The sequence below is a fragment of the Photobacterium sp. genome (assembly GCF_057456235.1).
This window is the reverse complement of record NZ_JBVCPH010000002.1, coordinates 294,245-314,782: the sequence shown is the minus strand read 5'-3', so window position 1 is coordinate 314,782 and position 20,538 is coordinate 294,245. Positions and strand designations below refer to the sequence as shown.

Genomic DNA, 20,538 nt, shown 5'->3' with positions numbered 1-20,538 from the left:
TATTATATTCCTTACTTTTTATTCAGCAGAAAAGCGAGATTGCTGTTAGTCAGCTGTAAATCGGCTTTTAATCGCTCTTGTTCCAATGCCAGATTTAACTCTTCGCTCGCGGCTCGAATATATTCATCCAGATTGCTGGTATTATTTTGATAACCACGTTCTACCGCCTGGGTTCGCTCTTTGGCTCGTTTTAGCAGCGTATGGCTATAACGATTAGACCGTTCCTGAAGGTTGTGGTAATTCACCAGTAAGGCATCGACTTTGGCATTCATCTGCTGGAGCAGCAGATCGCGTTGAGATTTTACCGCCCCGACCAGGTGTTGCGCTGAGGACAACTTTTTATCCTGACGTTTCTCGGTAAACAGCGGGATATCCATCGTTAAGAAAAAACTCACCAGATCAGATGCCGGCTGGCCATTCATGCCATTGGCCTGGCGATAGCCATACATCATTTCCACCCCGAATTGAGGCTTATAAGCTTCATGAGCTATATCAACCTGGGTTTCACTGCTCGCAACCAGATAATCAACCATCTTGACGGTTGGGTGCGTTAACAGGGCGTTATAATGGCTCTGCGGTTTGGTCGCTAAGTATTCCGTCAAGGGCTTCCAGCCGGGGTAACGGTTAACTTTCATATCCAACGCCCTGTCACCCAGCCACTCACTAAGCTGAGCACGGATACGTTGTTGCAGCTGCTGGTTGGCCTGCAGCTTTTCATCAAGTACAGAAACCTGAAGCTGCGCCTTGATAAGATCTTGTGCCTGATTGACCCCCACCCCGTAATTGGTACCTAGATAGTGCTCAAGATCAGAAAACAAGACCCGGTTTTGCTCTAATGTCTGCTGGGCTTTGCGCTGATAAAAAAGCTCAATCCACAACACGGTGATCGCATTGGCGACTTCCAGTTCACGTAAACTGGCCTTTTGGCGCATGCTGTCGGCCTGCTCAGTACTTTGTTTTAACTGTAGATCTAAGGCGTCACCCCGGCCGAATTTCTGCATCAGGCCCACTGAGATGTTGGTCATCGGATCTTTATCGAAACTGAAACTATCAATGGGCAACCCCCCAACCCCGACTTTTAGCTGAGGATCCATCCATTGGGAATTGGCGACGCCCATATCTTGCATTGCATCGGCCTGATATGTGATTTGTCTTTTGCCTGCGTCTTGCTCAACGGCATAGGCTATCAGCTCATTTAGCTCCGTTTCAGCAAAAGCAGGTTTGATCAATATCGCAGCCAGGCTAACTGCCAATAAGCGGCACGAAATTTTTGAACGCATAATTCAATCCATTACATGAAGTAATTGCTAACAAATAACCAATCCACTTTGGGTGCTGTCGTGCAGCTGTATTACTGACTCGATAAAGGCAGTTATGCCAAGATGTTAAGTGGCAGATACAGACATAAGCAACCGGTGCAATTGGTCGAAATAATTGGATTAGAGTTATGCGATTGGGGGACGGAACAGTGATTCGATACGCTGACGCCGCTCAAAAAGACCGCTAAGGGCAGCAGGGGTGGGATTAAACGATAAGGGGATCGTAAAAGCTGATGGCGGTAAATACCCCATAACGCTCATACATAACGGCTGACTGCAGCATTGATCAAATGTACTGTTATCAGTGTCAGAACCACAATCGACCTGCATCTGGCTCGCCTGTGCAAGTTCGTTGTTTTCTGAGTGATGCTTTTGACCATGGCAGTCCATGTCAGCCATAGAAGCGTTTGCTTGAGTCATCTGACCCATGGCAGAAGAAGAGAGGTGTACCATGCCAGATGAAGAACGTGCAGCCACGACTGAGTTTGATAACATCGCTGCTATCAAAACCAATATCAAAGCAACCAAATTGTATCGGGAGCCTGTGTGAGCCATCTTTCTTCATCCAAGTGAATACACTGAAACTATAAAGCTTCCAGCAGGGGTAAGGTCAATAAGTTTTGATCCACTTTTCAGCTTAATCGTATTAAGTGAACACATAGTAAACTATTGCTACCCATCCCTGAATCAGCACTACCACTACCCTGTGGTTGAATCAACAACAAACCTTACATACTATTTAGTAGATTGATTTAATTGCAATAAGTCCCATTTGTTCCCATAAAGGTCTTGGAATACTACGACCGTTCCATATTCCTCAACCCTTGGTTCTTCGTTGAATACAACGCCTTTTTCTTTCATTTTTTGGTAGTCACACCAGAAGTTGTTGGTTTGTAAGAACAGAAACACTCGACCACCTGTTTGATTACCAACAGACTTCAATTGTTCTTCTGTGCTTGCTTGAGCCAGAAGCAGATTTGTACCATTTGAATTTGGGGGAGACACTTGCACCCAACGCTTACCACCGCCTAAATCAGTATCTTCGATCAGCTCGAATTGAAGTTTTTGTGTATAGAATTCAATGGCAGCATCGTAGTTTTCGACAACTAGAGCAATATTACCGATTTGCTGTTGGATTGGCTTAGTCATAAACCGCCCTCATTATGTGTAGAGCAGGAATTTTACATCATAATAGAATCGAAATATCAACTGATTTAATTTTCAGAACGGTTTAATGTGGACTCTATCACCACTAGAATTAGACAATGAGACTTTCACTAACGCTCTGAATTTGCTTGTTGATTATTTATACCCAAGATACCCAAGTGACCTTAAGATCACTCCCGAAGGGCGAGTTTCCAATCGATTTCATCTTATCCCGATTTCTTCTTGTTTCAATGGCTTCTTCGGTTTGGTAACGGAGCTACTTGGTGTATTGATATGTTTTACAGCGGTTGCCATAAACATGGTTCCAATCATCTTCCATCACCTATAAAGTACGCAAAACATTGCCTCTAAAGGCTCTGATGCCCTTTGGTAAACGGTAGTGATTCAAACAAATTAACCGCCCGCTTTTAACAGCGCCGTATGCTGTACAAAGCGGGTGGATTTGCTAAGTCAGAAAGAGTGTTGAACAAATGAATAATGAACTTGATGTAATTGATAACCTGGAAGAACTAGAGCGCTTTCTATTGTCAATTGAAAATGGCGGTCTGGGTTTGAAAGACGTTGCAGGTGTAGGCATGGCAACCAATAATTCTGATGGCCGCCATTTCGTTGCAGTATTCGACAATAGCCAGAAACTTATTCTGGCACACTGGGTTACTCAAGATGTTTACGACAATGGTAAAGATCTTGTCCGTAATGGCCCAAGTCGCATGCACTAAGCTTTTGTTGCCTTAACACCGAGAACTCAAGCAACGCATCGTCTTCTCACTATAAACGCCGTCAGTTAGCGACTGATGGCGTTTTATATTAGCGAAGGCATCATTTATGCCACCTTGTGATTGATGCCGTAGAACTCACGCTTCTTTCGGTAGCATTTCAATTGGACAAAATGATGGGCAATATCCTGATAGTCGGGCCGTTCAATGAGTGATATTTTGGGTTTACCCACATTGCTCATGAATAGATCGCACGCCTCGGTGGCATCCAGTGCTCACCTTTGCCTTCCCATTTGATATTGCAGCCAATCGGATTGGTCACCGGTACGGTTACAGGCAGGCCCGCCAAAAGCTCCTCCAGAGCATTGTCGAGATCATTGACCGTCATCCTGGCCGTATTGCGCGGATTATCAACCCCGCGGCCAGTATAGACGAGTTTTCGCTCCTGGTTGAATACGTAGAAATGCGGCGTTCTCAGTGCTCCATAGTTTCCTGTGACTTGTCCCGTGCATACACCCACGGAAACTTATTTCCCTCCATTCGTTTCAGCATATGCTCAAAATCATCCGTCGGGGGGGCTTCTCGCTGTTGGCGTTGATGCCCACAAAAGCAACGCTCTTACCTTTAAACCTGTCAGCCGTCGCTCGGGTGACTTCATCTGACCCGATGACGAAGGGGCAATGGTTGTAGGTAAAAAAGACTACCAGCAACTTGGCTTCGGTAAAATCAGCCAAGCTATAGACCTTCCCATCGGTTGCCGGCAACTCGAAATCAGGTGCCCTGTCACCAACTTGTAATGTAAACATCATCGGTATTCTTCTTGCAATGTTTGTCAAAGCTGAACATTTGAGTTTGTTATCTTCAACACGTTGACCGTGCATCCAATGATTCGCAGCCTGTACATGCAATTCACGTACATAGTTGGCTACCGACATTCTGAATTCACCGTAAGCGAAAGAGTCAGCTAACCGAACTCATTCTAAGATCATAATACATAGTACTCATCTTTGTGCTGCACACAGTCCATTGCCCCCAAAGCAGAACGATCCGGTGACTTAGGGTGTAACGCAAATACAGCGCGACATTTGCGCAATCAGCCAGCTTGACCAATACTTTATCTAGCCGCAAAAGACACAAATCACATCGTATCATCAGGAAAGGAAAAACTATGTTATTTCCGGAAGATATGACACGTCTGACTTGGATTGTTTCCAAGGAACGCCTGGCCGCCTGCCTCCAACTGCTGTCTGAAACGGAAGCCTTCCAACCGATCGACCGCCATTCTCTGGGAGAGGGGGAAGATCTCCAGCCATTAAAACTGTTGATCCAGGCCAGACAACGCCATCAGCGCTTTCACGCCGCAGAGCAGTTGTTCGAAGCACTTCCAAAGAAGCCGCTGCTCAGTTATAAGATAGGAATATTATCCGGCTCAGCCTCGCTTCCCCAGGACGCGATTCCGGTCGACAACGAGCTTTTTCTCTGGGTGGGAGACACCCCACCGACCGATCTGAAATCCTACTTCCCTCTACCCGACCAACCGCCACTGGCGCTTACCGAACAACCGCTCACCGAACAACAATGCCACCTGCTTTTGGCCACGGCAGAGCAGATCGGCCACGTCGAGGATTGGGCCATTATTGATGGCTGGATCCCCAGAGAACAAACGGAAACATTTGCTGAGCTATTGCACCATGAGCGCATCGCCTTGACCCCGGCAGAGGATAGCGGTCTTTCCCTGACCCGAGTCCCCAGCTTGTTTCGCCGACCTAAGATCCTGGAGGGGTTTGCGGCCCTGATACGGCTATATGGGATCACCGGTTATCGCGAGCTCGATCCGACACCGCTGCTGTGCATCAGCTTTACGCTCATGTTTGGGATGATGTTTGCCGACCTGGGACAGGGATTGCTCCTGATCCTGCTGGGTTTGTGGCTATGTAGTCAACGGTGGCCGAGATCGAACTCGACATTAAGGCGCCATGCCGGGTTGTTGCTGATACCGATTGGATTCTCAGCTGCCATATTCGGCATCCTGTTCGGAAGCCTGTTCGCCCGCGAAGACTGGATCCCCGCTCTTATCTATCATCCAATGGACGAGGTGTATACCTCTCTTGCCATCAGCGTTATTGTCGGCATATGCGTACTTTGCATAAGCATGTTTATCGGTCTGGTTAACGCTTGGTTGAGTGGGCACATTAAAGAGCGTCTATGGGATAATTTTGGCCTCGTCGGCCTGCTGTTTTACCTTTCCCTTATCGGCCTGGCTCTTGGTTTTTGGGCGCAGTGGCCAGCCATTCAGGACCTCAGCCTGAGCATGGCTTCTGCTGGGCTGATCAGCATGGCCTTACACAACTTCACCCGGCAAGAGCAGCTCCCAATCGTGTTACGCCTCTTTGCAACGCTCCTGGAAACCTACGATTTTGTAATTAAGTTTGTGGTCCATACCCTCTCCTTCGTTCGTCTGGCGGCCTTTGCTTTTGCCCATATCGCGCTCTCGATGGCGCTAGTTATTATTGTGGAGCTGTTATCCGGTCACGCCTGGCTAGCCTGTAGCATCTTTGTGATCGGCAACATTCTGATCACCGTCATCGAAGGGGTTCTGGTCTGTATTCAGGTGATTCGCCTGCACTTTTACGAATTGTTTACTAAATTTATCTCAGGAGACGGTATTCCGTTCGAGCCCCTCAAACTTTCCGTGGAGCATTTTGATGAGTATGCCGATATCAGTCAATAAATGGGTTTGGGGGCTCTGCACCACTGCGGGCTCTTTTATCCTACTCTCTAGTCTGCTGCTGTATTTCATGCCCAAAGCTGCTGCGGAACCCTCTCAGGAAGCCGTCAAAATGCTTCCTCACTGGGGCAGTTACATGGCGGCAGCGGTGGCGACGGGGCTCTCCAGTATCGGCGCTGGTATCGCCGTCAGTCAGGTCGGCGCTGCAGCAGTGGCGGCGATCTCAGAAAAACCGGAGCTGTTTGGACGAGTGATAGTAATTCTGGGCCTGGCCGAAGGGATCGCCATCTACGGTCTGATCATCTCCATCATCATTATTGCAGCCCTGTGATGATGGAGCTGCGCATTCAGGGCACAGAGGAGGAGCGGTTGCTGTTTCAACTGCTCGGCATTGCCACCAGAAAAAGCGATGAGCCTTGCGGACTACTTCTTGGAGCGAACGAGCCACCTCCCGAAGAAACCGACCGAATACCGTACCTGAGACTACCGGATCCCGCCCACCCTTCGCGCGAGACTGAACAACTGAGCAAGATGCTGGGCCACGCCATCGGCCTAGAGGAGGTGCGTCTATGACTCACAACACTCTGGAGAAGCTGTACGAAGAGTTGGAACAAAAGCTCCGGCATCGACTGGATCAGATTGAGCAGGATCACCGATCCCGAGCAGAACAACTAGAACAGGAACAACAACGCGTTTATCACGCCCGGACCAGCCATCTGCGACAGAGCCATGCCAATCGGCTGCGACAACTTCGCCTCAAGTCGACGCGAGAAACAGAAACCCGTCAACAGCAGCATCTCTGGCGCTGCCAGCAGGAGTGTATCGACGAGATTCTGGCAGATACTCGTCAACTACTGGTGCAACAACCGCCGGACCACAACTACCTGGAATCCTGGATAGAGCAGGTATCACCACTGCTGGATCCCACCTTAAATTGGCACCTCAAAATATCTCCCCTATGGTCGGAGAAGATTGATCCGAAGAGCCTTACCCTCAAGTGCACCTCTATCTCACCGGCTCCGATGTTAGGCGGGGCCATTCTTGAAAATAAGGAAAGGCATATCGAAATAGACGGCTCCTGGGAACAGCGATTGGAGAGGCTGATCCCTGAGCTCTGGCAAAGGTGGCTTGAAGATGTCAGCACGAACGATCAGGATTAGTGGCCCCGTAGTTGTCTGTGACCATTCAGAGCAGTTCGCAATGGGCGATCGTGTTGCCGTTGGCGATGTGGGTCTGATTGGTGAGGTCATCCGCCTGACCCCGACTGAATGCTTTCTTCAAGTCTACGAGGACACCACCGAGCTCAAAATCGGCGAACCGGTCACAGGCAGTGGATCATCACTGGCGGTGGAGCTGGGTCCCGGCCTGTTGTCCACCATTTATGACGGTATCCAGCGTCCGCTGACCCTGATTCGAGAACAGGTTGGGCCGTCTATTCGCCAAGGCGCACAAGCGCCAGCGTTGAGCCGAACCCGGGCCTGGCCATTTGAACCCAGTCAGGAGACGGGAGCCGAGCTCAGCGGCGGAGCCATCATAGGTCTGGTGAGGGAAACCCCCACCACCAGCCACAAAATCCTGCTGCCCCCCGACCTCTCCGGCCAGCTGGTCCATATCGCTGAACCTGGCGAATACACACTGGAGGACACCATCGCCCGGATCCGCAGTGCCGACGGACAAGAACGCCCAGTTTATCTTTATCACCGCTGGCCCGTCCGCATCAAACGTCCAGTGAGTCACCGGCTGATGCCAGACCAACCGCTCATTACCGGGCAACGCATTATCGACACTCTCTTCCCTCTCGCCAAAGGAGGCACTGCGGCCATGCCGGGAGGGTTCGGTACCGGAAAAACGGTGACCCAGCAAAACCTGGCCAAATGGTGCGACGCTGACATCATCATCTACATCGGCTGCGGTGAACGAGGCAACGAGATCACCGGCGTGCTCGAAGACTTCCCCCGGCTCCGCGACCCCAGGACTGACCGCCCGTTGATCGAGCGCACCGTCATGATAGCCAACACCTCCAACATGCCGGTGGCGGCCAGAGAAGCGTCGATCTACACCGGCATCACGATCGCGGAATACTTCCGGGACCAGGGACTGGACGTGGCCCTGATGGCCGATTCGACCTCCCGTTGGGCGGAAGCGCTGAGAGAGATATCAGGGAGACTAGAAGAGATGCCGGCAGAAGAGGGCTTTCCCGCCTATCTGCCGAGTCGCACCGCCGAATTTTATGAACGGGCGGGAAGAGTTCGTACCCTGGCCAATGAAACCGGCTCCGTAACCGCCATCGGTGCAGTTTCCCCCCCGGGGGGCGATTTCTCCGAACCCGTCACCCTGCATACCCAGCGTTTTGTGAAAGCCTACTGGATGCTGGACAAAAATCTGGCCTACGCCCGCTTCTTCCCTGCCATTCACCCCTTGGAGTCGTACTCTGAATTTGATGTGGATCTCGCCCCGTGGTGGGAAAAAATCTCCCCCGACTGGCAACAGGATCGCGATGAACTGCTCGGTCTGTTGCTTACCGCAGACAAGTTAAAGGGCATTGTCAGGATCCTGGGCGAGGAGGGGCTGTCCGATCACCAACGAAAGACCCTGATGGCAGAGCGTGTGGTCAAGGAGGGGTTCCTGCAGCAGTCAGCCTTCAGTGCGAAAGATCGTTTTGCGTCACCGGAAAAACAAGCCTGCCTGCTAAGGGTGATCATCAGGCAGATCCGCGCCCTACTCGATGATACAACGCCGGCCCGAGAAGCGTTCGCCAAATTCAAACTCAATGAACTGATCCGGCTTAAGGATGAACTGGGTTCGGATGAAACGGAAAAAATCATGAAATGGCAGCACACACCATGAAAGATCCCATCATCTACACGCAGTTGGAGCAGATTGAAGGCCCTCTGATCGCCTTGGTGGCAGCGCTGCCCGGGATCGGTTTTGGTGAAGCGGTTCAGGTGGCCGATCGGAAGGGACGGATCCGCCATGGTCGGGTGGCGCAGCTGGATGGTGACAAGGTAATGATCGAAGTGTTTCAGGGCACGACAGGGCTAGCCAAGGGCTCACAGCGAATCCGCTTCCTCGGTCATCCGATCACCTTAACGGTCAGTGAGTCCATCATCGGCCGACGTCTTAACGGCGTAGGTGACCCCATTGATGGAGGGCCGCCTTTGACCGGAGTCGCACTGAACATAAACGGCAACCCGCTCAACCCAACGGCAAGGGCGTATCCCCATGATTTTATCCAGACAGGTATCGCCGGTATTGATGCCATGAATGCCCTGGTTCGGGGTCAAAAGCTGCCGATCTTCTCCTCATCGGGGCTACCCCATGACCAACTGGCCATCCAGATTGCTCAGCAGGCCAGGATCCGCCCGGATCTGAGCAACAGTGCAGCGGGCGAAAGCAGCAGTGAAGAACTGGTGGTGGTGTTTGCGGCCATCGGCATCAAGCATGATGTCGCCGTACGATTTGCCGAAGAGATATCCGGGCGTACGGTCTCCTTTCTCAATCTGGCTGACGATCCGGTCATGGAACGGTTACTGACACCACGGGTAGCCCTGACTGCCGCCGAATACCTCGCGTTTGAGCTGGGCCTGCATGTGCTGGTCATACTCACCGACATGACAATATACGGCGAAGCACTGCGGGAAATCGCTACCGCACGGGGGGACATCCCCTCCCGAAAGGGCTATCCCGGTTACCTCTACAGTGATCTCGCCACGATTTTCGAACGTGCCGGGCGAATCAAGGACAAGTCCGGATCCATTACCCAAATTCCGATCCTGACCATGCCCAGCAATGACATCACCCATCCGATCCCAGATCTGACAGGCTACATCACCGAGGGACAGATTGTCCTCTCCCGCGACCTGTTTCGACAGCGCATCTACCCCCCGATCAACCTGCCGCCCTCCTTGTCTCGGCTCATGGCCGACGGTGTTGGCCAGGGGTTGACCCGCGGTGACCATCAACCTCTGATGGAACAACTCTATGCCGCCTATGCCCGTACCGAAGAAGTTCGCATGATGACCCGCATCGTGGGGGAAGGAGATCTGTCATCAGTCGACAGATGCTACCTTGAATTCGGCAAGTGCCTGGAGCAGTCATTTATTGCCCAGGATCTCACCGAAGATCGCAGCATCGAAGAGAGCCTCGATATCGGCTGGCGTGTATTGGGCTGTCTGCCCAGAGAAGAGCTGAGCCGGTTGAGTGCTACGATGCTCGAAACCCATGGAACACTTCTGAATGAAGGTCTGGATCCGGACCTTGAGAGGGAGAAAGACTGATGCCGATCACCGTTCACCGACCAGCCACCAAGGCAGAGCTGGTCAGCATCAAGACCGAGCTGAAGGTTTCGCGGGAAGGCCTTGATCTGCTGGAGCGCAAACGCGATATGCTGATGGCGGAGGGCCTGAAGCAGCTAAAACAAGCCAAAACACTCAGGCAGGAGGTCACCCAAGCCTGGGCGGTGATCCAGAATCACTGGCTGGATACGCTTAAACATGAATCTTTTCAGACAATGAAGCAGTTAGCCGACACGGTGGAACAGCCCGCCCCCTTGCAAGACAACAGCCACCGCTGGATGTCGGTCGAGCTGGCGGAGCTCTCCCAACTGAAGCCGACACTTAAGCTGCTGGGGTCGGTCACGCAGATCGGGATCCGCCCTGAACAGGTACGCGGGAAGCTCGGGGAGCTGATGCCCGAACTGGTGAAATTGATGGCGCTTGAGACCAATATCCGCCGGATCGCAGCTGCCTTAAAGCAGTGTCACCGCCAGGTAAATGCACTGAATCAGGTCATTATTCCCGAACTGGCCCGGGAAAAAAATCGCATCGAACAGCAACTTGAGGAGAAAGAAAGGGAGACAATCTTTCAGATCAAGCGATTAAAGGCCCGCCTGCTATGAAACAGAACGAGCTGGAAGAGTTTGTAGCTAAATTGTCAGAAGCTGAACAGGCGGCGGCCGAAAAAATCCGCCAGGCAGAAGCGGCCGCCGAGCAACAACTAAGCGACAGACGTAAACAACTGGAACATGAGCTCCAGGAGCAGTTAACCGCGCTGGAGCAGACATTCGAACAGGAGAAACAGATCTACCTCGAGGCATTGACTAACGAACAGCAACGGCTTGCCCAGGAAACATCCAACCAAATAGAGCGACTTCAGCAGCGTCATGCCGTTCAACGCACAGCGCTGGTGCGCTGGTTAGTCAGGCGGATAACGCAACCATGAAAGCGGCGCTCTGGACCAAGCTGAAGTGTGCAGGCCCACTGCTTGACTTCGATAACGAAATGCAGCGTTTCCTCTACTGGCTGGATCCACCGCTGCGGCCCCTGGTGGTCAAGTGTCGCAAGTGGCAGCAGCGCTACCGTCAGGCTTCAGGGGTGGAGCTACATCTGGATATCGAGAGGCAAGCGTTAAGGGATCTGCGACGCCTCTCGAACAACATTCCGGAGCAACCGCTGATCGATGAATTCCTGGCGCGGGCTGAACGTGCTCATAACCGCAGTTTGGCGGCACGACAAGCCGCCCTAAGCGGAAAAACCATCGACTTGGACCTGGATGATGAACTGATCGATGCCCTGCTGAACTGGCTGTCGACCCGCCCTGAACACAGGGAAATTGCCGCCTGGCTGTCACGGGTGTTGCGCGCCTGGCGGGCAGAAAGAGGTCCGTTGCACGGACCAACATGAGCCTCTTGCCTGACCGCGGTACAGATGTAATCTTTATATGGCCCAGCAATCATTGGACATGCGCAGAGCTGCGGGCGGTTCGGTGATCACCAAGAAACGGTTACAGGTTCGCTTTGTGCCTTTGACTGGAAGCCCCTACGCCAAAGTGCTGATTAACGACGCCAGATGCAATGTCGATATCGCTAACAGACTTTAATTCAATCAAACCACTTATTGTTCTGTCAAACACTGCCTTCTATTGATGAGATGGTATCAAGCAGATGTTGCGACAAGTTGGCTTTTTCATTCGTTTTAAAGTCAAACATCACCACTTCAGCACAACCGACCGTCGTGGTTCTGCCGAGTTTCTTACTGACAATTTCATAAGCCATTGTGAACCTGTCGGCTTTAATCTCAGAAATGCGTGAACCGACATATAAAGTATCAGGGAAGGTAACGGGCAGCTTATATCGACAGGTTGTTTCACTCAATATCGGCCCCACTCCTGTTTGCTTCATTTCCGCCATCAAAGCGGCTTTATTGAAGTAATCGATCCTGGCGGTTTCAAAATAGCGAAAATAAACGACGTTATTAACATGATTCAGGGCATCCATCTCCCCCCAGGCAACAGGAATTTCGGTGATCACCGGATAATCTTTCAGCATGTCGTCCATGTTTGCTCCCGTCATTTCTTTTAAAAATAAAATGGCTATACCTGATCTTCAGGTTGGCTAATTATCTATTGTTAGAGTAATTAACCTAGCCCCAATCTAACATTCTTGCAACAACTCCCGTTCCATTTTGAGTCAGTATTTTTAGAATTGAGCACTTCACCGCAGCCAATTACTCGTGGTTTGTAGCACGCAGATATTGTTATGGAAGAGTTTGCAAACTACGAATGCTTAAGTATTGAACAGTTATGAAAGCTGCGTGTGAATTTTCATCGATAAACCTTGCGAAGCCAGGTTTTATAAGGGTTCAGCTTGTTTTTTAGGGTATCCTTGCCGTCCCTTTATTATTGCTTGGCGGCATAGCTGACAAGCTAATGTGCATTAGCGCTCATCGACACAGATACTCTTTTATGCTTTACAACCAGAATTTACCCGTAAGATACCCGAAAGGGACGTTCGCGATGTGGACGGTTTACAGCTTCACCGGCGCGTCGATTCTCGCCTCCATTGTGTTCTCTTTGCTTCTATTCCTGTCAATTGATGATGATCCGCTGATGCAGGTGCTGTTCGGTGGCCTCGCGGTTATTTTTGAGCTGGGTAAGTTTTTTGCCTGGTATGAAGTCGGCGAACGTAAAGCCCGTCGCCATTACGCGGGGGCATTCTCTGCCTTTGCATTTTATACCGTTTTGGCCGCCATCTCGATTGGCGGCTCTGTCGGTGGCATAAACAGCGCCACGAACAAGGCTCAGAACCACGTTAATGTTCAACAGAGCAAGGTGAATAGCTACAACATGCAGATCGATGCCATCGAGAAGCAGATTGAACTCAATAATGTTGCCGCCGAGAAATATATCCAGATGGAACGTATCGCCACCGGGGTGACACGTATTCAAAAAGCCAACGATAAGTTGCGCCTGCAGCAGCAAGAGTTGGCGACAGAGCGCGATAGTTTGCCCGTCGTCAGCCAGGGCTCGGTGCTAGGCCTGATTGATAGCCTGGCAAAATCGCTCAATATTCAGACCCAGACAGCCCAGCTAGGCCTGGTGGTCTTTCTCTCGGTACTGCTTGATTTTTTCGCGGCCTTTTTTGTTGGACTCATTGGTGAGGAGCTGCGGTTTCGAAATCAATTTCGCCGCCTGAATCCGATTACGATTGACGCCTACAATCGCACACAACATCGCGATCCTGAGTTGCTGACCCACCAGATAAACCCTTCGGAATTTGGCACCAGCGAGATTGATGATCCGGTTATCGCTGAAGCACAGGAGCCAGAAGAGCCTAAGAGCGTCTATGAGCAAGCAATTGAGGCGCTTAGCCAGAATCAGGTAAACTGCAGTAAACGTGCGATGACTCGCTTTTTGAAAACAAACAGTGAGGAAGTCGACGAGATCTTCAAAAAACTACTGGCTGAAGGCTTTGTCAGTAAAAAACCCAACAACCATTATCAGTGGCATGGCGAGGCAGAGTGCTAATCCCCTCCTGATTGATCGCTAGCAGGTTCATAACCTCACGCATCGAAATCCAACAACAGACCGAACGTGAATACGTTCGGTCTGTTATTACCAACTACCCGCTGAATTCAGTCATTGGTATCAAAAATATTCTGAAATAAAATCAGTACTCCAATCGTCATCCGATCTGAGTAATTTCAGTACCCACCAGTTTCTTATTCGTTTCATCATTATTGTTAACCTTTGGTTATCGAGATATTGGCCTGCTAAAGTCGACTGATTCGTTCCACTTAACTGTTAAACGTAAACGCTTCAGCTCGTTAGAACGTTTAAAAAACCATTCAGCATACACGTGTACGCTGAACAGAAAAACTGTACGCTGAAATAATTTTCAGGTCAATACCTAAACCAAACCACTGCAATATACTGTGTCCGACGAGCAATCAGAAAGCCGCACAGTGACCAAAAAACCAGACAAAAGTAATGAGCTTCATATCACGTTTATAATATTTTCTTTTTACAGAAATTACATTAGGCCTAAATTTTACTATCAAGAAGTTACAAGTGAATTTATTATGCCTTATGTTTCATTTGTTTTTGTTACTGTTAAAAAATACGCGATTCCATTAATTAAAAAATTATAAATTTAAATCTTTTCTGTCTCAAAAAGTTATCTTGATAAATAGTTACATTTCTCATTTTTGAGAAGGTTTTATCACTCATTTTAGAACAAAGCCATTTGACTAAATGTGTTTTTTGGCCACTATGTGGCGTACGAAAGAAGAGTGTCGGCATTGCATATGCAAGCCAGAACAACAGATGTGGAGAGACAGAAATAAAAATCAAAGCCAAATAAAATCAACAGCATGGGGTACATTTTCGTTTTTTAGCATTCACGTGACAACCTCGACATTCAGTTTGAACTCATCTTGGTTAAAAATATTACAGACAATATTCAGCGTGATACGTTGCCTATATTGGCAGACAAAGACGATATATATAAACAATTGCCTTACGATTAACTGGGTTATTTCTATTGGCATTGGATAACGAAGATGTCGTTATTTACCCGCGACTTAATGGATAAAGTATAACGATAAACTAAATGATTGAACGGTTTTATAATCTACCGCTAACTCTCTGAATTAAAAATAATGCTATCAAAACGACAGTTCGTTAAAGGTTATGCCTTTAAGGTCTTTTGGTGCGCAATGAGTATCAAATTTTATACAATAACAGGAAACCAAAATGAAAATAGCATTAGCGATCTTACTCGCCTTTGCTGCTGTTCCGGCTAGTGCCAGTGACTTTCGCATGACAATCCCGCTGGCAAGTAAACATTTTTTCTGCGCAAATGACCCATGCGTTAAACTGAATGAGTCAAACCTTGGCATTGGCGCTGAGTATGCCGGGTACGGCGTTATAAGCTTCAAGAATAGTTACAGCCGCCAAAGCGTTGCGGTATACAAGGCCTTCGAGTACGACGCTAACCCCTACCTGGGTTTCGGCATTCGCCTGGGTGGCGCGACCGGATATAAAGCAGAGTCAGGCATGGATGTAGTGCCATTAGCCCAACCCTATCTGCGAATATTACCCATGACCCACTTCAGCTTAAATTTAGGAATAGTGCCTGTCGGTTTAATCGATGCCAAAAATTATAACGCAGTTGTGACTCTGGACTCGCAAATTAGATTCTAAGATCAGTGGTGATACCCAAACCAGTTCAAGATGCTGTTTGGGTATAGACTTAATGGAAGCACTTACGAATCAGGCGCATCCAAAACACCACGACGGATCTGATCTAACTCAATAGATTCAAACAGAGCCTGGAAGTTACCTTCGCCAAAGCCCTGATTACCTTTACGCTGGATAATTTCGAAGAAAACCGGACCAATCACGGTATCGGTAAAAATCTGCAACAAAATACCCGTTTCGTCACCATCGATAAGGATCTTCAGCTCATTGAGCTTTTCTACATCTTCTTCATGGCCCTTGACGCGCTGATTTATCCCTTCGTAATAGGTATCCGGCGTATCCATAAATCTCAGCCCGCCCTGTTTAAGTTTTCTCACCGTGCTGTAAATATCCCGGGTACTCAGGGCGATATGCTGGATCCCTTCCCCATTGTATTTTTCAAGGTACTCGGCAATTTGTGATTTATCATCATGAGATTCATTGATCGGGATACGGATCTTTCCGCAAGGGGCTGTCATCGCCCGCGACAGCAATCCCGTCATTTTACCTTTAATATCAAAGTGGCGAATTTCATGGAAGTTGGCAATTTTCTCATAGAAGTTTGACCATAAGTCCATATTTCCACGCTGAACATTGTGCGTGAGATGATCGATAACTTCTAACCCGGCATCTAAATCAGCGAGTTTACGCTGATAGTCTGGATAATAATCAAAATCGATTTCGTAGATATCGTGCTCGCCAAAGCGATCAACCAGATAAATTAACGATTCGCCGATACCGTAAATCGCAGGAATATTCAGCTCCATCGGGCCAGCCTGCGGTACACACGCTGTTGCCCCCTGTTTAACCGCATAGGCCAGTGCCTGGCTCGAGTCCGCCACGCGAAATGCCATCGCATTCACACTCGCACCATGAAGAGAAGCGAACCCTTCAGCCTGACAATGTGTTTCACCATTAACGATAAAATTGATATCACCCTGCCGGTATAGCCAAACAGCTTTGTGTTTGTGTTTCGCAATTTCAGCAAACCCCATTAATCGAAACAGGTTTTTCAAATTCGCGATCCCCTTAGAGGTTGGCGCGGTAAATTCAACAAACTCAAAGCCATCCGTTCCCATTGGATTAAAGCGGGGATTTTCCATCTGTTTTTCCTCAATTTGTGCCTACTAATAGAACTAGCACTAATGAGTAATAGATGAGAAGTTCACAACGAGAGAAGTGTTATTAAAATGTAAACGGCATTTGTAAAGCATGCTTGCCAATGGAGGGGGACAGCCATTCCTATCGCGATAGGTACCTTGGGTCTATTTATTTTGATTTACTGACGAATTAATCAAATTCTGGGCCAAGTGGTACTAGATTTAATAGTAGGGAGGAAACAATGAACGTAACAAAAAGAGATAAGCTTAAATTGCCAAAACGAAAAAAAGACAAGATTAATATTGATGCAAAAACAGACATTTATCTTCCTACCTCTTCTTTCCTGATCACCGAGTTTCACCATGCACGCCTGCATGAAGCCGGATTATTGAGGGATGACGATGATGAATTCTTACATCAGTACCGGGTTTCGCTGCGTCGCAGCCGGGCTATTATCAGCCTGCTTAAAGGGCTTTTTCAGCCAGAGCAGAGCGAGATGCTGGCGACTACCTTAAAAAGGATGATGCAAAAAACCAATCTGCTACGTGATTTAGATGTCTATCTTCATAAGATGGATGACTACTATGCTGGCCTTGAACACAAGCATCATCAGGGGTTAGCGCGCTTTTTTGACGACTTGCAAAACAAGCGGAACAAGGCTTTTAAGGATTTAAAACAATGGATTAAAACAGACAATTACAAGCAGCAGTGCAGACAAGTCAACGAACATCTTGAAAGGCTCTCTCAGGCCCCCACCGAAGCGGGACAAATATCCTGCCGGAAATTTGGTCCAACGATTATTTGGAAGCGCGCTCAGAAAGTGCTGATACTCAGCCAGGCAATCGATAGTGACAGCCCGGATAGCAATCTTCACCAACTACGTATTGAGTGTAAAAAACTGAGGTACCTGCTCGAATACTTCTTGCCACTGTTTCCGGCCAAGCAGGTAAAAAAACAAATCTCAACCTTAAAGCAGTTACAGGATCTGCTTGGTGAGTTTAATGATTCATCGATCCAACAGGTGTTTTTAGCCGATTATCTGGCCGCAAGAAAGCCGAACAGCCACCGATACCTGGCCGTTGAACGATTATTAGCCATTGCTGAGCAACAACATATTACGGCAAAACATCAGATTATTCAGCAGCTCATCGATTTTTCCGACCAGCAAAACATTGACAGCTATCAATCCTTATACCGATGAGCGCCATACCATGCGTTGGTTAACGCTTGAGTTGTCGTACAATATCGGCTTCCAGTGATTCTGGCTTCTTCGTTGGCGCATAACGCTTTAACGGCTTACCATCCCGGCCGATCAGAAACTTGGTAAAGTTCCACTTCACATTTTTGCCAAGTGTGCCTGGCAAAGCCTGGGTCAGATACTTAAAAATCTCATGGCTGTTATGGCCGTTCACATCCACCTTTTCGAACATGGGAAATTCGACACCATAATTAATCTGACACGCTTCTGCTATTTGTTGATTCTCGCCAGGCTCTTGCCCGCCAAATTGATTGCATGGGAAACCTAAAACCACTAATCCCTGATCGTTATACTTAGCATACAGATCTTGCAGCCCTTGATATTGTGGCGTCAAACCACACTCACTGGCGGTATTGACCACCAGCACCACTTTACCGGCGAAATCGCTCATCGATACGTTTTCACCACGAATGTTATTAGCGGAAAGTTCATAAAAACTTGTCATCATCCATCTCCTATTAGGCTCTTGAGCACAGGGCAAATAGTCACAATATGGCCCCGTTAGCTATCCATTTCATCGGGCGTAACACTAGCTTAATACAATGTCATTCAAGTTAATGTTATACACTGAAAATATATCATTTTCAGACCTAAGTAGAATATTTGCTCTACCCTCACGCAATAATCGTTCTCGACGACAACAAATATTCATCTCTCTCGCATCTTGACGCCTTCGCGGAGCATTCATTTTGTTATGGCTTGAATACACCCGCGGTATTATGAAAGATTCTGATCGCGGTTAAGTTTGATCGGACTGGACTATAGAAAAAGGACAACCAAAGCAGAGACTGGAGAAAAAACGCACACAATCAATTTGGCCGCACCAGACTCTGCTTTTTCAGTCTAAATTCCGTATACTGCGATCTGATTAATGTCCCTAATAGTTAGAATCATGCCTGACTTATTGAATGAATTATGTGTCATGGGATTACATGACCTGCCCTTTAGCGAACAAGAACGCAGTGAACTGGACCAATTTATTGCGGTATGTTCTCCTTTTTTTGTCTCTGTTTGCCAACAGAAGCCAGACAAATCACCACATCATTTACTGCTTGGCGTGATGACCAAGGCCCAGAACGAAGCTGTCGCAGACTATCAACAGAAGAGTCAGAGTCTGCAGAATATGAAGCAGGTTTTCGAGGACACTGTCGGCGCTGACCATGCAGGTAAATTTGTGGCAACGGATAGCCAACGATTAACGGTGATCACCACAGTGTGGTTTATGGTGCAGGGTTATACTGGCATCGATTTCAGCTATGCCAATGATCATGCAGGACAGATCGCACAGGCACTGATGCCAGGCTCGCTAGAGCCTTCAACGACACATGCCGCCGAGCCAACCCGTTCCGGCTTTATGCGGGCATATTATATCGGGGTCGAACAGGCCAGCAAAAACACCTCCGCTGCAACCCTGTTTGAAACCATCAAAAAGTGGCTAAAGTAATCACTTTATACCTTAACCACCTCAGTGCTGAGCGTATGGATTTTCGCTCAGCCTATGTGGAAAAACTTGTCCTGATTTCACAATATCGGTTTGAATTGCTGATCCATATAATGCTGCAACCGCTGCTGTAATTCTGATTTTTGCCGGGTATCAAGAAAACTGGCTTCAATGGCATTTTGACTGAACTGCGCCATTTCCAGCTTGGAGGCGTCAAGAGCATGGGCAACGGCAAGATAATTCTCAGTCATATACCCGCCGAAATAGGCCGGATCATCGGAATTAATGGTCACACACAAACCTTTGCGCAGCAACTCGAGCACATTATGATCGGCCATGGTGGGAAAAACCTTGAGCTTGACGTTCGATAGCGGGCACACCGTCAATGGAATGCGGGTCGTCGCAAGGTGCTTCACCAATGCCTCATCCTCAACACAGCGCACACCATGGTCAATACGCGCGATATGAAGTAATTTGATCCCATCCCAGATATTACTGGCTGGCCCCTCTTCACCAGCATGAGCAACAGTGAGAAAGCCCTGATCTCTCGCTTGTTCAAACACATGACGAAATTTACCCGGCGGGTGTCCCTGTTCGGATGAATCCAGCCCGACCCCAATAATTTGATCTTTGTAGGGTAATGCCTGCTGCAAGGTTTCAATGGCATCTTGTTCACTCAGGTGACGCAAGAAACACATGATAAGATGACTACTGATTTCTAACTGTTCTCTGCCATGTTGCTGCGCCCTGGCAATACCATTGATAACCGTCTCAAATGAAATCCCTCGCGCGGTATGCGCTTGCGGATCAAAAAAGATCTCGGTGTGAACAACATGATCCATTTTACAGCGTTGCAAATACGCCCACGTCAAATCATAAAAATCTCTCTCCGTTTGCAGTACCTGAGCACCTTGATAATAAAGCTCAAGAAATGACTGCAGATCGTCAAACTCATACGCCTGGCGAACCTGATCCACATTCTGATAAGGTAATTCAATGTTGTTACGCTGTGCCAGTTCAAACATCAGTTCAGGCTCTAATGTTCCCTCGATATGAAGATGCAGTTCGACCTTCGGCAAGGTTTTGATAAATCCATCCATTCTATTCCCTCCCATTCAATCTCAGGTAACCAAGAGATTTCTAAAATTAATTTAATTAACAATAGTGTAGCTAAAACAAGCAAAAGAAGGAGTGACACTCGCTGGGTTATATACAAATTGTATCCGAACCGATAGGGTTAATAACGATGTGTTAGGTTTTGCCTTCTGACCTTCAGCCATATTCTAATATTG

The 20,538-nt window shown here is 48.4% G+C and carries 22 protein-coding genes; 13 read left to right on the top strand and 9 right to left on the bottom strand.

The window, feature by feature from the left end:
• Positions 1–11 precede the first annotated feature (11 nt).
• The 3 genes from AC2204_RS04055 to AC2204_RS04045 all read right to left on the bottom strand — a co-directional run bounded on the left by AC2204_RS04055 (position 12) and on the right by AC2204_RS04045 (position 2,468).
• Positions 12–1,280 (bottom strand): TolC family protein, encoded by a 1,269-nt coding sequence (locus AC2204_RS04055; protein ID WP_318924204.1) that lies wholly within the window; start codon positions 1,278–1,280, stop codon positions 12–14.
• 165 nt (positions 1,281–1,445) lie between these two features.
• Positions 1,446–1,874 (bottom strand): CopL family metal-binding regulatory protein, encoded by a 429-nt coding sequence (locus tag AC2204_RS04050; protein ID WP_318924203.1) that lies wholly within the window; start codon positions 1,872–1,874, stop codon positions 1,446–1,448.
• A 180-nt stretch (positions 1,875–2,054) separates the two neighbouring features.
• Complete coding sequence (locus AC2204_RS04045) at positions 2,055–2,468, bottom strand: VOC family protein (RefSeq protein ID WP_318924202.1); 414 nt, start codon at positions 2,466–2,468, stop codon at positions 2,055–2,057.
• A 488-nt stretch (positions 2,469–2,956) separates the two neighbouring features.
• On the opposite strand from AC2204_RS04045, the gene AC2204_RS04040 reads away from it, so the two are divergent.
• A complete protein-coding gene (locus tag AC2204_RS04040; RefSeq protein WP_318924201.1) occupies positions 2,957–3,205 on the top strand; it encodes a hypothetical protein in 249 nt (82 codons plus the stop codon).
• A gap of 235 nt (positions 3,206–3,440) precedes the next feature.
• On the opposite strand, the gene AC2204_RS04035 is transcribed toward AC2204_RS04040, so the two are convergent.
• Entirely contained in the window at positions 3,441–3,722 is a 282-nt protein-coding gene (locus tag AC2204_RS04035; protein ID WP_318924200.1) for a thioredoxin domain-containing protein, read from the bottom strand.
• 25 nt (positions 3,723–3,747) lie between these two features.
• Positions 3,748–4,137: a redoxin family protein gene (locus tag AC2204_RS04030; protein ID WP_318924199.1), complete on the bottom strand. Its 390-nt coding sequence runs from the start codon at positions 4,135–4,137 to the stop codon at positions 3,748–3,750.
• Positions 4,138–4,370: 233 nt separating this feature from the next.
• Here AC2204_RS04030 and AC2204_RS04025 point away from each other — a divergent pair, with 233 nt between their 5' ends.
• The 8 genes from AC2204_RS04025 (at position 4,371) to AC2204_RS03990 (ending at position 11,611) form a co-directional block, all read left to right on the top strand.
• Positions 4,371–5,933, top strand: coding sequence for a V-type ATPase 116kDa subunit family protein (locus AC2204_RS04025; RefSeq protein WP_318924198.1), 1,563 nt, complete (start codon positions 4,371–4,373; stop codon positions 5,931–5,933).
• The gene (locus AC2204_RS04020) at positions 5,914–6,261 is read left to right on the top strand and encodes an ATP synthase subunit C (RefSeq protein WP_318924197.1); all 348 of its coding nucleotides are present in this window, start codon (positions 5,914–5,916) and stop codon (positions 6,259–6,261) included. Before AC2204_RS04025 ends, AC2204_RS04020 begins: the two co-directional genes overlap by 20 nt.
• 238 nt (positions 6,262–6,499) lie before the next feature.
• Positions 6,500–7,090, top strand: coding sequence for a hypothetical protein (locus AC2204_RS04015; protein WP_318924196.1), 591 nt, complete (start codon positions 6,500–6,502; stop codon positions 7,088–7,090).
• The gene (locus AC2204_RS04010; RefSeq protein ID WP_318924195.1) at positions 7,065–8,777 is read left to right on the top strand and encodes a V-type ATP synthase subunit A; all 1,713 of its coding nucleotides are present in this window, start codon (positions 7,065–7,067) and stop codon (positions 8,775–8,777) included. Before AC2204_RS04015 ends, AC2204_RS04010 begins: the two co-directional genes overlap by 26 nt.
• A complete protein-coding gene (locus AC2204_RS04005) occupies positions 8,759–10,207 on the top strand; it encodes a V-type ATP synthase subunit B (RefSeq protein WP_318924194.1) in 1,449 nt (482 codons plus the stop codon). The genes AC2204_RS04010 and AC2204_RS04005 overlap by 19 nt, the downstream gene beginning before the upstream one ends.
• Positions 10,207–10,827 carry a V-type ATP synthase subunit D gene (locus AC2204_RS04000; protein WP_318924193.1) on the top strand — a complete coding sequence of 207 codons (621 nt, stop codon included), beginning with the start codon at positions 10,207–10,209 and terminating at the stop codon, positions 10,825–10,827. Before AC2204_RS04005 ends, AC2204_RS04000 begins: the two co-directional genes overlap by 1 nt.
• Positions 10,824–11,150: a hypothetical protein gene (locus tag AC2204_RS03995; protein WP_318924192.1), complete on the top strand. Its 327-nt coding sequence runs from the start codon at positions 10,824–10,826 to the stop codon at positions 11,148–11,150. Before AC2204_RS04000 ends, AC2204_RS03995 begins: the two co-directional genes overlap by 4 nt.
• On the top strand, positions 11,147–11,611 hold the full coding sequence (locus tag AC2204_RS03990; RefSeq protein WP_318924191.1) for a hypothetical protein: 465 nt from the start codon (positions 11,147–11,149) through the stop codon (positions 11,609–11,611). The genes AC2204_RS03995 and AC2204_RS03990 overlap by 4 nt, the downstream gene beginning before the upstream one ends.
• Positions 11,612–11,832: 221 nt before the next feature.
• Here AC2204_RS03990 and AC2204_RS03985 read toward each other — a convergent pair whose 3' ends face one another.
• Positions 11,833–12,264, bottom strand: coding sequence for an acyl-CoA thioesterase (locus AC2204_RS03985; RefSeq protein ID WP_318924190.1), 432 nt, complete (start codon positions 12,262–12,264; stop codon positions 11,833–11,835).
• A gap of 407 nt (positions 12,265–12,671) precedes the next feature.
• On the opposite strand from AC2204_RS03985, the gene AC2204_RS03980 reads away from it, so the two are divergent.
• Positions 12,672–13,733 carry a Preprotein translocase subunit SecY gene (locus tag AC2204_RS03980; RefSeq protein ID WP_413466669.1) on the top strand — a complete coding sequence of 354 codons (1,062 nt, stop codon included), beginning with the start codon at positions 12,672–12,674 and terminating at the stop codon, positions 13,731–13,733.
• Between the two features lie 1,227 nt (positions 13,734–14,960).
• Positions 14,961–15,410 carry a hypothetical protein gene (locus tag AC2204_RS03975; RefSeq protein WP_318924188.1) on the top strand — a complete coding sequence of 150 codons (450 nt, stop codon included), beginning with the start codon at positions 14,961–14,963 and terminating at the stop codon, positions 15,408–15,410.
• A gap of 62 nt (positions 15,411–15,472) precedes the next feature.
• Here the strand turns inward: AC2204_RS03975 and hppD are convergent, their stop codons facing one another.
• Positions 15,473–16,549, bottom strand: a complete 1,077-nt coding sequence (hppD, locus tag AC2204_RS03970) for a 4-hydroxyphenylpyruvate dioxygenase (RefSeq protein ID WP_318924187.1) — start codon at positions 16,547–16,549, stop codon at positions 15,473–15,475.
• A 239-nt stretch (positions 16,550–16,788) separates the two neighbouring features.
• Here hppD and AC2204_RS03965 point away from each other — a divergent pair, with 239 nt between their 5' ends.
• Positions 16,789–17,748 carry a CHAD domain-containing protein gene (locus AC2204_RS03965; RefSeq protein ID WP_318924186.1) on the top strand — a complete coding sequence of 320 codons (960 nt, stop codon included), beginning with the start codon at positions 16,789–16,791 and terminating at the stop codon, positions 17,746–17,748.
• Between the two features lie 19 nt (positions 17,749–17,767).
• Here the strand turns inward: AC2204_RS03965 and AC2204_RS03960 are convergent, their stop codons facing one another.
• Entirely contained in the window at positions 17,768–18,250 is a 483-nt protein-coding gene (locus AC2204_RS03960) for a glutathione peroxidase (protein ID WP_318924185.1), read from the bottom strand.
• 447 nt (positions 18,251–18,697) lie between these two features.
• Between AC2204_RS03960 and AC2204_RS03955 the strand changes: the two genes are divergently transcribed.
• Positions 18,698–19,249, top strand: a complete 552-nt coding sequence (locus tag AC2204_RS03955; RefSeq protein WP_318924184.1) for a hypothetical protein — start codon at positions 18,698–18,700, stop codon at positions 19,247–19,249.
• Between the two features lie 77 nt (positions 19,250–19,326).
• Here AC2204_RS03955 and AC2204_RS03950 read toward each other — a convergent pair whose 3' ends face one another.
• Complete coding sequence (locus AC2204_RS03950) at positions 19,327–20,346, bottom strand: adenosine deaminase (protein WP_318924183.1); 1,020 nt, start codon at positions 20,344–20,346, stop codon at positions 19,327–19,329.
• Positions 20,347–20,538 lie beyond the last annotated feature (192 nt).

Excerpts from the sequence above, each read along its gene's own strand:
- AC2204_RS04005 (WP_318924194.1), top strand. The coding sequence starts at position 8,759 with ATGGCAGCACACACCATGAAAGATCCCATCATCTACACGCAGTTGGAG.
- AC2204_RS04040 (WP_318924201.1), top strand. The coding sequence starts at position 2,957 with ATGAATAATGAACTTGATGTAATTGATAACCTGGAAGAACTAGAGCGC.
- AC2204_RS04010 (WP_318924195.1), top strand. The coding sequence starts at position 7,065 with ATGTCAGCACGAACGATCAGGATTAGTGGCCCCGTAGTTGTCTGTGAC.
- AC2204_RS04015 (WP_318924196.1), top strand. The coding sequence starts at position 6,500 with ATGACTCACAACACTCTGGAGAAGCTGTACGAAGAGTTGGAACAAAAG.
- AC2204_RS04045 (WP_318924202.1), bottom strand. The coding sequence starts at position 2,468 with ATGACTAAGCCAATCCAACAGCAAATCGGTAATATTGCTCTAGTTGTC.
- AC2204_RS04000 (WP_318924193.1), top strand. The coding sequence starts at position 10,207 with ATGCCGATCACCGTTCACCGACCAGCCACCAAGGCAGAGCTGGTCAGC.
- AC2204_RS03990 (WP_318924191.1), top strand. The coding sequence starts at position 11,147 with ATGAAAGCGGCGCTCTGGACCAAGCTGAAGTGTGCAGGCCCACTGCTT.
- AC2204_RS03995 (WP_318924192.1), top strand. The coding sequence starts at position 10,824 with ATGAAACAGAACGAGCTGGAAGAGTTTGTAGCTAAATTGTCAGAAGCT.
- AC2204_RS04050 (WP_318924203.1), bottom strand. The coding sequence starts at position 1,874 with ATGGCTCACACAGGCTCCCGATACAATTTGGTTGCTTTGATATTGGTT.
- AC2204_RS03980 (WP_413466669.1), top strand. The coding sequence starts at position 12,672 with ATGCTTTACAACCAGAATTTACCCGTAAGATACCCGAAAGGGACGTTC.
- AC2204_RS04055 (WP_318924204.1), bottom strand. The coding sequence starts at position 1,280 with ATGCGTTCAAAAATTTCGTGCCGCTTATTGGCAGTTAGCCTGGCTGCG.
- AC2204_RS03965 (WP_318924186.1), top strand. The coding sequence starts at position 16,789 with ATGAACGTAACAAAAAGAGATAAGCTTAAATTGCCAAAACGAAAAAAA.
- AC2204_RS04025 (WP_318924198.1), top strand. The coding sequence starts at position 4,371 with ATGTTATTTCCGGAAGATATGACACGTCTGACTTGGATTGTTTCCAAG.
- AC2204_RS04020 (WP_318924197.1), top strand. The coding sequence starts at position 5,914 with ATGCCGATATCAGTCAATAAATGGGTTTGGGGGCTCTGCACCACTGCG.
- AC2204_RS03955 (WP_318924184.1), top strand. The coding sequence starts at position 18,698 with ATGCCTGACTTATTGAATGAATTATGTGTCATGGGATTACATGACCTG.
- AC2204_RS04030 (WP_318924199.1), bottom strand. The coding sequence starts at position 4,137 with ATGTCGGTAGCCAACTATGTACGTGAATTGCATGTACAGGCTGCGAAT.
- AC2204_RS03960 (WP_318924185.1), bottom strand. The coding sequence starts at position 18,250 with ATGACAAGTTTTTATGAACTTTCCGCTAATAACATTCGTGGTGAAAAC.
- hppD (WP_318924187.1), bottom strand. The coding sequence starts at position 16,549 with ATGGAAAATCCCCGCTTTAATCCAATGGGAACGGATGGCTTTGAGTTT.
- AC2204_RS03975 (WP_318924188.1), top strand. The coding sequence starts at position 14,961 with ATGAAAATAGCATTAGCGATCTTACTCGCCTTTGCTGCTGTTCCGGCT.
- AC2204_RS03950 (WP_318924183.1), bottom strand. The coding sequence starts at position 20,346 with ATGGATGGATTTATCAAAACCTTGCCGAAGGTCGAACTGCATCTTCAT.
- AC2204_RS03985 (WP_318924190.1), bottom strand. The coding sequence starts at position 12,264 with ATGGACGACATGCTGAAAGATTATCCGGTGATCACCGAAATTCCTGTT.